Annotated in this window: 14 protein-coding genes; 6 read left to right on the top strand and 8 right to left on the bottom strand. The window is 66.6% G+C overall.

What is annotated here, in order from left to right; all coding sequences use genetic code 11:
- Positions 1 to 37 precede the first annotated feature (37 nt).
- Complete coding sequence (locus tag PGN27_RS03195; protein WP_335324793.1) at positions 38 to 895, bottom strand: oxidoreductase; 858 nt, start codon at positions 893 to 895, stop codon at positions 38 to 40.
- Positions 896 to 1030: 135 nt separating this feature from the next.
- On the opposite strand from PGN27_RS03195, the gene PGN27_RS03190 reads away from it, so the two are divergent.
- Together PGN27_RS03190 and PGN27_RS03185 are read left to right on the top strand one after the other, a co-directional pair.
- Positions 1031 to 2014 (top strand): hypothetical protein, encoded by a 984-nt coding sequence (locus PGN27_RS03190; RefSeq protein WP_335324792.1) that lies wholly within the window; start codon positions 1031 to 1033, stop codon positions 2012 to 2014.
- Between the two features lie 99 nt (positions 2015 to 2113).
- Positions 2114 to 2413 carry a hypothetical protein gene (locus PGN27_RS03185; RefSeq protein WP_335324791.1) on the top strand — a complete coding sequence of 100 codons (300 nt, stop codon included), beginning with the start codon at positions 2114 to 2116 and terminating at the stop codon, positions 2411 to 2413.
- A 37-nt stretch (positions 2414 to 2450) separates the two neighbouring features.
- On the opposite strand, the gene PGN27_RS03180 is transcribed toward PGN27_RS03185, so the two are convergent.
- Complete coding sequence (locus tag PGN27_RS03180; RefSeq protein WP_335324790.1) at positions 2451 to 4037, bottom strand: MFS transporter; 1587 nt, start codon at positions 4035 to 4037, stop codon at positions 2451 to 2453.
- A 9-nt stretch (positions 4038 to 4046) separates the two neighbouring features.
- Positions 4047 to 5060, bottom strand: coding sequence for a TerC family protein (locus PGN27_RS03175; RefSeq protein WP_335324789.1), 1014 nt, complete (start codon positions 5058 to 5060; stop codon positions 4047 to 4049).
- A gap of 144 nt (positions 5061 to 5204) precedes the next feature.
- Here PGN27_RS03175 and PGN27_RS03170 point away from each other — a divergent pair, with 144 nt between their 5' ends.
- From PGN27_RS03170 to PGN27_RS03160, 3 genes are read left to right on the top strand one after another with little or no spacing between them, the layout of a single operon-like run.
- Complete coding sequence (locus PGN27_RS03170) at positions 5205 to 5768, top strand: biotin transporter BioY (RefSeq protein WP_335325211.1); 564 nt, start codon at positions 5205 to 5207, stop codon at positions 5766 to 5768.
- A 17-nt stretch (positions 5769 to 5785) separates the two neighbouring features.
- A complete protein-coding gene (locus PGN27_RS03165; RefSeq protein ID WP_335324788.1) occupies positions 5786 to 6472 on the top strand; it encodes an energy-coupling factor ABC transporter ATP-binding protein in 687 nt (228 codons plus the stop codon).
- Complete coding sequence (locus PGN27_RS03160; RefSeq protein WP_335324787.1) at positions 6469 to 7071, top strand: energy-coupling factor transporter transmembrane component T family protein; 603 nt, start codon at positions 6469 to 6471, stop codon at positions 7069 to 7071. Before PGN27_RS03165 ends, PGN27_RS03160 begins: the two co-directional genes overlap by 4 nt.
- An 8-nt stretch (positions 7072 to 7079) precedes the next feature.
- Here PGN27_RS03160 and PGN27_RS03155 read toward each other — a convergent pair whose 3' ends face one another.
- A complete protein-coding gene (locus tag PGN27_RS03155) occupies positions 7080 to 7415 on the bottom strand; it encodes a hypothetical protein (protein ID WP_335324786.1) in 336 nt (111 codons plus the stop codon).
- On the bottom strand, positions 7412 to 8167 hold the full coding sequence (locus tag PGN27_RS03150) for a hypothetical protein (protein ID WP_335324785.1): 756 nt from the start codon (positions 8165 to 8167) through the stop codon (positions 7412 to 7414). The genes PGN27_RS03155 and PGN27_RS03150 overlap by 4 nt, the downstream gene beginning before the upstream one ends.
- A 229-nt stretch (positions 8168 to 8396) precedes the next feature.
- Here PGN27_RS03150 and PGN27_RS03145 point away from each other — a divergent pair, with 229 nt between their 5' ends.
- Positions 8397 to 8552: a hypothetical protein gene (locus PGN27_RS03145; RefSeq protein WP_335324784.1), complete on the top strand. Its 156-nt coding sequence runs from the start codon at positions 8397 to 8399 to the stop codon at positions 8550 to 8552.
- A gap of 42 nt (positions 8553 to 8594) precedes the next feature.
- Here the strand turns inward: PGN27_RS03145 and PGN27_RS03140 are convergent, their stop codons facing one another.
- The 3 genes from PGN27_RS03140 to PGN27_RS25690 form a co-directional block, all read right to left on the bottom strand.
- Complete coding sequence (locus tag PGN27_RS03140; protein WP_335324783.1) at positions 8595 to 9971, bottom strand: dihydrolipoyl dehydrogenase family protein; 1377 nt, start codon at positions 9969 to 9971, stop codon at positions 8595 to 8597.
- Positions 9972 to 10014: 43 nt separating this feature from the next.
- A complete protein-coding gene (locus PGN27_RS03135; protein ID WP_335324782.1) occupies positions 10015 to 10938 on the bottom strand; it encodes a lytic transglycosylase domain-containing protein in 924 nt (307 codons plus the stop codon).
- A 119-nt stretch (positions 10939 to 11057) separates the two neighbouring features.
- Positions 11058 to 11336 carry a hypothetical protein gene (locus tag PGN27_RS25690; RefSeq protein WP_418888520.1) on the bottom strand — a complete coding sequence of 93 codons (279 nt, stop codon included), beginning with the start codon at positions 11334 to 11336 and terminating at the stop codon, positions 11058 to 11060.
- Positions 11337 to 11415 lie beyond the last annotated feature (79 nt).

Here is an 11415-nt window from a genome sequence, read left to right as displayed (position 1 = left end):
CCTCATCCCGAAGGTGCTGTCGAGGTCACACTAGGCGTCAGGGTGCGAAGTCGGCGGGCAGTTCGAGGTCGGCGATGGCGACGTTCTCTTCCAGATGTGCCACCGACGAAGTACCGGGGATCAACAACACGTTGGGTGCGACCGACAGCGTCCACGCCAGCGCGATCTGGGCGGGGGTGCGGCCGAGGTCGGCGGCCGCCTTCTGCACCGAGGGATTACCCAAGACCGGATTGTCGGTGGTGAAACCGGAGCCCAATGGAAAGAACGGGACGAAGGAGATGCCGTTCTCGACACACAGATCGAGCACCGGCTGAGAGGAGCGGTCGACCAGGTTGTAGGCGTTCTGCACGGTGACGATATCGGTGCGGTCCAGCGCAATTCGGAGGTGCTCGACCGAGACGCTGGACAGTCCGATCCCGGCGATCAAACCTTCGTCGCGCGCGGCGATCATTGCGGTCAGCTGGCGATCGAACAGCTCCCTGTCCACCGGACCCACACTGTTGGGATCACCGGAATGGATCCGCAGATTCACCGCTGCGAGGCGATCGACACCCAGGGTTTCCAGGTTCGTCTCGATATCGGCGCGCAGTTCGTCGGGTTGCTGCGCGGACAGCCATTCACCTCGTTCGTTGCGGCGCGCGCCGACCTTGCTGACCAGCGCGAGGTTTTCGGGATAGGGGTGTAGTGCCTCGCGGATGAGTTCGTTGGCGACATCGGGTCCGTAGAACTGCGCGGTGTCGATATGGTCCACGCCCAACTCGACGGCCCGCTGCAATACGGCGATGGCCTGTCCATGGTCACGCGGCGGGCCCATGACGCCGGGTCCGGGCAACTGCATGGCGCCGAATCCGATGCGCTTCACGGTGAACGTGCCCAGCGGGAATGTTGACGTCATGGGGCACACTACCTCGCCACCGACGGGATTATTCCGCGATCGCGTGCTTGTGGCGTACTTGTCGGGGGCCGCGCGCATAGTGCAGACAAAGCGCGCAGCCAGCGTGGCGGCGCCCATCGGGGTAGGGGGGGCATCATGGGGAACAGAGCCAACATCGTGTTGGTGGACCACGACGGATGGCAGCTGCGGTACGCGCACTGGGCGGGCTGTCGCATGCTCGATGCGCTCTTGGCCGGACCGGAGATGGCGACGCGCTACATACGGTCACAACAGATCAGTGATTTCTGGACCGACGAGCTGTGGGCGGATGGGGGCCTGCTGCTCGACCTCACCGAACACCGGCTGCTGTTCTTCGGTGAGGAGCTCATGACGACCGTGAACGAACGCAGGGCCATGTTCGAGGTTCTCGTTCTGCTCTGGCCGGGTTACACGATCTCGTGGGCGTACGGTGCGACTGCGGAGATCGCGGCATATGTGGGGGCACAGGCGTCGTTGCGCGACATGCCATCCGAACCCGAGCTGACCCTGGCCGAGGACACTGCGCGGTTGCATCATCTCGTCACCGTCATCGACCGCATCGGTCGGGTGCGCGCGTGGCCGCTGTGGTGGGGTAGTAGCGCGGCGTGGCTCGGTCCGGACCTGGTCGACAACTTGCCCGGGCCCGGTGAACGGGCCTTGCAGCTGGGGGCGATTCCGGAGAGCGGGGTGTATGTCAACGTGCCGAACAAGACGCTCGGGGTGTGGATGACCCGTCCCGCGCCGGGATTGCTCCGATGGTTGCCGCAACGGTGGCCCGGCTGGCGTACCGAGTTCTGGGAGGACCGTTACGAAGAACAACTGCGGCGGTGTGGCGGTCAGATCACCGCCCCTGAGGTCGATATCGCCTCCGGCCTCGCCGAGGCGCAATCGTGGCTCAGGAAAAGGGTCTTCCAGAGTGACGCGGACAGCCCGGCGGGCCAGGTCGCGCACCTTGCCGAACTGCTGGCTGATGCGAATCTGCCGATTCCTGAGATCAGTCCGGCGGCGGTAGCCGGACAAGGGTCACGGCCGACGTCGCAGGAGTGGGCACGATTCGAGGACGCCTGTGCCGTAGTGCGTGCCGGTGGGAGGGCGGCATGATGCGGTGACGCGATTGCGTCGCCGTGATTTGTCCTGCGCGCCATCCGGTATCTCTCGATTCGGCTACCGCGCCGGCACACGCAGGCTATGAATCAATGGATGAGCAATCACCACGTGAACCTGACCCCTCAAGAAGAGTCACTGATCGGCGAGAGCCATCCTGAGGCGCTGAACCGGATGGACGAGAAGGCCCTCAAGGAGTTGCAGAGCCGGTTGCGCGCCGCCCGCGAGAAGAACTTCAGCCTGCTCCGCAGGCAGGGTGCGGCACGAGTGGAGGCCGAAGGTGGCCGCGGTGCGGCCGCGCAGGCCAACGAGAAGCGCAATGAGAAGGTCGACGTCTTCGGCGACGCGCTGACACGGGTCGGTCAGCGGCTGGAGGAGCTCGCTGCATCGGACTGAGCGGCCGACAAAGTGCGTGCGGCTGGTGTCGGACACGTCAGCGCTGCGGCGGCACGGCAATCAGGTGATGCGACACCGGCTTTCCCTGCGCGTACCGTTCGACGTTCTGCTCTATCACCAGATCCTGTCCGGTCTGGCGGGTGTGATGCTGATGAAGGTGCTCGCCCCAGGACCGCACGATGAAGGTCTCCACAAAGGTGTGCTCGCGTTCGACACTGCGGTACAGCCGCCACCTGGCCGCTCCGGTGCGCTGCCGGGACCTGCCCAGCACCGCCATCGCCGCGAGGAACTGCGCTTCATCTTGGGCGGGGACCAGATAGTCGGTCATGACCAGCACCGGGCCGTCGAGCGGTTCAGGCTCGATCACCAGCGACGGCTCCGGCCAGTGCGATGACGGGCTCAGATCGATGTTGCCGGTCTTTGCGTGCAGGGGCCACCACAGGGTGGAGACCGCGCAGCCGACCAACAGGCCTGCGCTGACCAACAGGCTTGTCACCGGCGTGGCTGCGCCCGCCAGCACACCCCACAGGATCGACCCCAGTGCCTGCCCACCCATGAAGATCAGCTGATACACCGACAACCCGCGGGCTCGCACCCAGCCGGGCAGGCTCAGTTGCATCGAGGCATTGAGAGTGGACAGACACAGCAGCCAGGCGGTCCCGCCGAACACCAGCGCCACGAGCACCACGGCGAACACATCTACCAGCGCCAGAATTGCCGTCGCCGCGGCGAATCCGGTGGCTGCCAACGCCAGCAATGTGTTCTCGCCGAACCGGGACCGCAGGCGGGACAGGCCCACGGCGCCCAGCACGGCACCCAGTCCGAGGGCACCGAGCAGCAGCCCGTATCCCGATGACGTCAATCCCAGTTTGCGGTCGGCGATCACCGGCAGCAGGCCCCACAATGCGCTGGCCGGGGCGATGAACAGTGCAGTACGCAGCAGGATCCGACGCACGATGGGGGAGCTTCGGATGTATCGTCCGCCGGCGCTCAGCGCCGCCAGTGCGCGTTCCGATGGGAAGCTCTGGTCGGCGGTGGGCTTGCGCCAGAGCACCAACACGATCACCGTCCCCACGAAGGAGACTGCGTTGAGAGCGAACACGACGGTGGGCCCCGACAGCGACACCAGCGCCCCGGCGATCGCCGGTCCGATGGCGCGAGCGCCGTTCATGCTCATGCTGCCCAGTGCCGCGGCCGCTGGGATCTGCGCTGCGGGAACGAGATCGGGCTGGATGGCCTGCCAGGCCGGCATGGTCAGCGCCTGACCGCACCCGATCAGGAACAACAACAGCAGCAGGACCGTGGGGGTGGTCAAGCCTGTGCCGGTCAGTACCGCGAGCAACGCGACCGCTGACGCCATCGCACCCTGGGTGGCGATGAGCAGCCGCCGCCGGTCGATCAGATCGGCAAGCACTCCGGAGGGCAGCGCCAGCAGCATGACCGGCAGCGTGGTGGCGGTCTGTACCAGCGGCACGAGCACGGCAGCCCGGGGGTCGCCGACCAGCATCCACTGGGCACCCACCATCTGCATCCATGTGCCGAGATTGGAGACGAACTGCGCGATCCACAATGCCCGGAAGACCGGCGACCGTAACGGCGCCCAGGTCGTCACCGGCGAGCTCACGGGCTCAATCTACGCGCCATCGGTGCGCTCTTCCGGCCGATGGGGGCTGGCCCGCAGCGAGCCGGGATGCGCCTTCGCGCTGGGATCCTTGCGTGTCTTGATCAGGCTGGCGACCGTCACGATCGTGAGGATGACGATGATCACCGCGAGGCTCACATAGGTGTCGATCTCCGGGATGCTTGGGTTGATGTCGACATGGCCCCAGTGCAGGACGAGCTTCACGCCGATGAAGGCCAGGATGATCGACAACCCCGTGGACAGGTAGACCAACCGGTCGAGCAACCCTTTCACGAGGAAGAACAGTGCGCGCAGCCCGAGCAGCGCGAAGGCGTTGGCCGCGAAGACGATATAGGCCTCGCTGGTGATGCCGAAGACCGCGGGGATCGAGTCCAGTGCGAACAGCAGATCGACACTGCCGATCGCGATCAGGACCGCCAGCATCGGTGTGGCCATCCGGCGGCCCTGGGCCCGGGTGAACAGCTTCCCGCCGTCGTAGTCGTCGGTCACCGGCACGAATCGACGCGTCGCGCGGACTACGAAGTTGTTCTCGACATCGGGATCCTCGTCGCGATGCCGGAACAGCTGGATGGCGGTGTAGATGAGCAGCAGGCCGAACACCAGGAACATGAACGAGAACAGCGACAGCAGCGTCGCGCCGAGCGCGATGAAGATGGCGCGCATGATCAACGCCAGGATGATGCCGAAGGTCAGCACCTTGTGTTGGTGCTCCTCGGGGACGGCGAACGTCGTCATGATGATGACGAAGACGAACAGGTTGTCCACCGAAAGGCTCTTTTCGACCAGGTAGCCCGCGAAGTACTCGGTGCCGGCGTCACCGCCGTAGGTCATGGCGAACCAGACCCCGAATGCCACGGCCACCAGGATGTAGAACACCGACCAGGCGGTGGCTTCCTTGAACCCGACCCGATGCGGCCGCAGCGCGGCAAGCAAGAGATCGACAGCGAGCAGGGCGATGATCACCGCTATCGTCACGCCCCATGTCACCGGGCTGATATCGAGCATGTATGTGCGTCTCCTCCGCCTGACCGGCACGCCCGGTTTTCAAGATCACCGGTACCCAGTCGGGGGAGTGGTCAATCACTTCGTGGTGTCGACCATAATTCCTCCGTGAGTGCACAGATCTCCCGGTCGCGCCGATTCGGACGCATGGAGTCCGCCGACCTGACCCAGGCCGCCGTATTCGCAGGTCTGTTGGCCGCGCTCGGCCTGCCCGGCACGCTGACGATCGGCCCCTCGGGTGTGCCCATCACGCTGCAGACCCTCGGTGTGATGTTGGCCGGATCGATCCTGGGCCCGCGTAAGGGCGCGTTGGCGGTCGGGTTGTTCGCCGTGCTGGCCATCGCAGGGTTGCCGATCCTGGCCGGTGGCCGTACCGGGCTGGTGTCACTGTCCTCGCCGACGGCCGGATTCTTCGTCGGCTGGCTGCCCGCCGTCATCGTGATCGGAGCGCTGACCGCGCTGATGATGCCGCGCTATCGGACGCTGTGGGGTATCGCCATCAACATCCTCGGCGGGATGGCGGTCATCTACCTGTTCGGCACCGCTGGTCTGATGCTGCGCACCGACCTGTCCTGGTGGGCCGCGCTGTCCACCAACGGCATCTATGTGCCCGGCGATATCGCCAAGGCGGTGTTGTGCGGAGTCGTCGCCGCCCAGGTCCATCGCGCGCGTCCCGGGCTGATCACCCCGTGGCGGACCGCGCGGGCCTAGACGGGTACGGACACAGGGTGACCGAGGAGACCATCATCCTCGACGGCGTCTCGCACGCCTTCGGGGAGCGCACGGTGCTGCGTGACATCACGCTGACCATCGGCGAGCGTCGCGTCGGCATCGTCGGAGCCAACGGCAGCGGTAAGTCGACGTTGGCCCGGTTGATCAACGGGCTGGTGATCCCCGACGCCGGGGCGGTGCGAGTGCACGGTCTGGACACCAGGCGCTCTGTCAAGCAGGTGCGCCGACTGGTCGGGTTCGTGTTCACCGATCCCGACCGGCAGATCTTGATGCCGACCGTGGGCGAGGACGTCGAACTCTCGCTGTCGCGCCTGCCGCTGGATCGAGCCGCCAAGGCGGAGCGGGTGGCCGAAGTGCTCGAGAGGTTCGGGCTGTCCGGGCATGCCGACCAGCCCGCGCACCTGCTCTCGGGCGGACAGAAGCAATTGTTGGCGCTGGCCACCGTGCTGGTCACCGAGCCGGCCGTAGTGGTGGCCGATGAGCCGACCACGTTGTTGGATCTGCGCAATGCCCGCATGCTGCGTACCGCCTTCGCCGGCCTGGACACCCAGTTGATCGTCGTCACCCATGATCTGGATCTGGTCGAGGACGCCGATCGGGTGATCGTGCTCGACGCGGGCAGGGTGGTGGCCGATGACGAACCCGCCGCCGCGCTCGCGGTGTACCGGCGGTTGATGGGGTGAGCGTGCTGGGGGACTACCGGCCGGGAACATCGTGGCTGCACCGGTTACCGGCCGGGGGGAAACTCGTCGGGCTGGGCGCGGTGATCATCGTGATGACCATCATCGTGGATTCCCCGGTCCGGCTGGCCTTGGCCACCGTCGCGCTGCTGCTGGTTGCCGTTTCGGCGCGACTGTCGGTCCGGTCGCTGATCGTGCAACTGCGCCAAGTGCTCTGGGTGGTGGGCTTCATCTTCGTTCTGCAGGTCGTGCTGACCGACTGGCACCGGGCGCTGGTGGTCTGCGGGGTGTTGCTGCTCGCCGTGGCCTCGGCGGCAATGGTGACTTTGACCACCCGGACGACGGCGATGCTCGACGCGGCGATGCGGGCGATGGCGCCGCTGGCGCGGTTCGGTTTTCCGGTTCGGCAGGTGGCCTTGGCCCTCGCGCTGACGATCCGCTCGATCCCCTTGCTCGTCGAGATCATCGCCCGCGTCGACGAGGCGCGGCGCGCCCGTGGCCTGCGGGTCACACCGCGGATCGTGTTCGTCCCGATCATCGTGGGGGCGTTACAAGCCGCCGATGACTTCAACGAGGCGTTGATCGCGCGCGGTCTCGACTGACCGGTTTGCTAGCCGCTCTCGGCGCGACGGGCCTCGCCGTGGACCAGTTCGACGGTGTCACCGACGTCGATGGTGACCACGGCCGTCGCCTGGAACAGGCCATGCACGTCGTCGGTGCGCGCGACAGTGTGGGCCCGCGCGAAGAGCGGCTGGACGTCGAACACTTTGACGCGCACCACTTCCCGGGTGAGACGGCCCAATTCGCGCCCGGACTCCGGGTCTGTGATCACCTGGCCGAACTCCGATCGGACCGCGAACACCATGCCCGCCGTCACGCCGGCCTGGGCGCCACGGTTGATGACCAGTGTGTAGTCATCCTCGATATGGGCGACTTGGCCGTTCACGAGGCCGCCAATGAACTGCTCTCCCGCAGAGCGGTTTTGGCGCCCGGGCGGATGCGCGGCCGGACCACGGACTCATCGGGTAGCAGCAATGCGTCGATGGGCGTCGTGTCGTTCTGCTCCGTACCGAGGGTGAGCTCGAGGGCGGTCTTGGCTTGGAACAGGGCGATCATCGCCGCCTGCTGGCGTTCGGCACCGAAGGAGTTCAGTGCCACCGTGAGCTTGTGGTCGACGTAATCCATCGCGCGCTGTAGATCGCTCTCGGACGTAGCGCCCGGGCGGGCCGTCTCGGGCTGCGCGGTGTGTTCGGCCAGGGTCTGGCCGTTGCCGTACCGGCGATGGCCGAGTGCGCCGAGTGCGATGGCACACACCGGGATCACCACCACCGAGCACAGCAGACCCGCCGTGCCCTGCCAGGCGATCGATCCCACGATGCCGAGCAGCATCGAGGTGGCCAGCACCGCCATGGCGCGCAGCGCCGCGGGCACGGAGCCGACCGCTCGACTGGTCATGCGTGCCAGGTCGGCGCAGCCTGCGGCTATCCCACGGATGGCGATGAACAGGGTGGTGCCCGCGCCGCGGACCAGCCGGCCTGCGCTGTCCACATGGTGGCGGGTGACCGGATTCTTCGGCATGGACCATTGCCGGGAACGCTTTCCAGAAGGCGTAGCCTCCGCCTGTGCGGCTGGGACGAACCCTGGGTCGCTGGGCGCGGCGGACTGCTGGTCGGTGGTCACCGGCGTCGTCTGCGCCACATCCGCACCATCAGCGGGGTTTGCATCACTGGCCGCATTCGCATCATCAACCACATTTGTATTTTCGCGTCCCCGCCGTGCGAAAATCTCTCCGGCGCGCCGATGCCACTCCGAATATGTGCCGGACAGGTGCATAAAACGAGGACTCGGACGCGAAGCGAAGTTATTGACGGTCGTGGCGTGAAATGTGCGTGCACGGGGTACGCGTGCGTCGGCGAAAGGGAACCCGATGACGAATGCAGGGGAGCGGCGGCTCGGTTTGTGTCCGGGTTGCGGCTATCCGGTGATCGGTCCGCAGGCATGTGCGGTGTGTGCCCCATTGTTGACCGCAGCGCACGGGGAGCCCGCCGAACCGACGCCCGCAGGCCCGATCGTCGCCGCCTGAACTTTCGATGGGCGCCGTCAGCGAGCCGCCACCGGGCAGCCGTCACCGCAGCATTCCCAGCAGTTGATTGAAGAATTCGGACATCGACGGGTGGGTGTATATTCCCTCCCGCATCGCGGTGGCGGTGATCTGATGCCGCATGGCCAATGCCACGAGATTGATGATCTCGTGTGCGTCGTGGCAGAGCAGGGCCGCGCCGAGGATCATGTCGGTCTCGGCGTCCGTCACCAGTTTCATCAGGCCCGCGGTCTCACCGACGATGCGGGCTCGCGGCACCGTCGCCAGCTTCGCCACCGGACTGACCGCCACCCGAACGGCCCGACCGGACTGGCGCGCCGCCCGCTCGGTCAGTCCGACCCGGGCCAGCGGCGGGGTCAGGAACAGACAGTTCGGGACGGCGGTGCGCTGGGCGGTGGAGCGTGGATGGGCGGCGCCTGTCAGCTGGTCGAGCACGATGCGGTGATCGTCAAGGGAGATATAGGTGAATTGCGGGCCGCCGTTGACATCTCCGACGGCATACACGTTGGGCAGGCTGGTGTGAAGGAACTCGTCGACCGCGACAGCGCCGTCGGCAGTGGTGCGTATCCCAGCCGTGTCGAGGCCGAGGCCCGCGGTGTCGGGAACCCGGCCCAGGGCGACCAGGATGGTGTCACCCTCCGCGGCGGTGGCGCGGCCGTCGACCGAGTAGCTCACCCGCGCCCCGCCGCCCACCGTGCTGACCTCTTGGATGGCCGCGCCGGTGACGATCCGCACCCCGCGCCGCTCCAACAGGTCGCGCGCCGACGCGGCAACATCGTCATCCTCGAATCGAAGGATCTGCGAATGATGTTCCAGGACTGTCACTTCGGTGCCGAAGCCGGCCATCATCGAGGCGAACTCCAGCCCGATGTACCCGCCGCCGAGCACCACCAGCCGGTCTGACCGCGGGACACGCTCAAGCAGTTCGGCGCTGGTGACGGCCACCGGGCACCTGCGAAGGCCCGGGATGTCGGGAACCACGGGCACCGAGCCCGTGTCGATCACGATGCTGTCGGCCGACACGGTTACTTCACCGTCGGCGGCGCTCACCGATACCGAATCGGGCCCGGTGAAAGCGGCTCTGCCGGTCAGCACCCTGACACTGGGAATGGGATCGAAGATGCCGTAGTTGACTGCGCGCAGATCCGCGGTCAATGCCTGAGTCGCCGCCACCGCGTCGGCATGGGCGGTGACACCGTCCTCGCCGGGGCGACGATGCTCACTGCGATAGACCATCGATTTGGTCGGTACACACCCCACGTTGATGCAGGTGCCGCCGTACATGGTCGGGGACCGTTCGACCAGGACCACGCTGCGACCCTGGTTGCCCAGCGTCGCCGCCAGGGTTTTGCCACCCTTGCCGAAGCCGATGACCAGCAGGTCCACTCGCAGATGTGTCATGCTGCCTTCCTCTGTGGTGCAACGGTATTCGCCCACACCGAGATCACTGTGGATGCGTCGCGATGTACTCGACGGCCGGAACGGGGGTGAGTCGTTCATAACCGACCGGGAGTAGCACGTCGCCGGCCGTGGTCCGGTAGTACACCTCCCATCGGTAGAAGCCGGCGAAGGCGCGCGGATCGGCGGCGAGTACCGCCGCATAGGCCTGCACGGCGGCAACGTAGTCGTCGGAGTTGTTGTAGCGGAACAGCGCATGAGCGGGATCGTCGACGAAGGCGTTGGCGGCCAGATAGCGGCCCGCGGCCAGGATCGCGTCGCGGGGGTCGTGGATGTCTCCGCCGGCGCAGTGTGCTGCGAACGTCGACGGTAAGAACTGCATGGGGCCTTGTGCGCCGGCGCTGCTGGTGCCGGTGATGCTGCCGAGCCGGGTCTCGACCAGATTGACCGCGGCCAGGTAATTCCAGCCCACGCCCGAGACGGCTTCCGCTTCTCGGTAATGGTCGAGCAGTTCGTCGGCGGGCCTTGGCGCGACGACCCGCCAGGCAGGCAGGGTGGCGTTGGCCTCGGTTGTGAGCAACGCGTCCAGATGGCGGCGGGCGGTGATGTTCAGGTCGTAGACCGCGACGAGATCCGCCGCGATGCGTGGGCGGACGACCGCATCCCATTCGGGATGCCGACCGATGGTCCGGTAGGCCATCTGTTGGCGGCGCGCCGCGTTCTGCAGTGCCTGCTCCGGCGCACGGGCGTTACGCAGCACTCGTTCGTCGGTGACCAGATCGTCGGCGATCTGTGCCGGTTCGGCGGCCAGGCGAGGCTGTGCGGGAGGTGTCTGGACCGGCCGTGGCCGGGACGGAGCGGCCCGTGCGGTGGTATTCACGGCCGCGGGCTCCTCGACCGACTCCCGGGGGTGCGCGCAGGCGACCAACGTTGTCAGCACCGTCATCGCTGCGGCAACAGCCACCGCCATCGACACGTCCCGGCCAAGTCGCGCATTCCCGGCCGTCGGGAGGTGTCGTTCGCGTAATTTGCGATGCAGCTTCACCGAGCAGCGTGTGACGACGATGTGGCGACCATAGCAAGCGGCCGTCACCGGCGCGTCCGTGCTGCGAATTCGGTGCGGTGCATCGGTATCGCTTCGGAAAGGACTCTCATGGGATATGCCGCGCACATCGGACGAGTGGGGGCGTTGGCGGTCACCTTGGGGGTCGGCGTCGCGGTGGGGTGGGCGCCGGCGGCGTCGGCCGATGCGTCCGGTGACTCGTCGTCGAGCAGTTCTTCTTCTTCTTCTTCTTCTTCAGCCTCGTCGGCCGGTTCTTCGACGTCGAGTTCCGCGGAGTCGTCACCCGCTGAGACAAGCCAGGCCACATCACCCACCGCAGGGGGACCAACTGCTCCGTCGGGCACAGATCCCGGGCCGACGGACCCGACCGACACCTCGGGGCAG

Source organism: Mycolicibacterium neoaurum, assembly GCF_036946495.1.
In the GTDB taxonomy this organism is placed as follows: Bacteria; Actinomycetota; Actinomycetes; order Mycobacteriales; family Mycobacteriaceae; genus Mycobacterium; species Mycobacterium neoaurum_B.
This window is presented reverse-complemented; position numbering and strand designations above follow the sequence as displayed.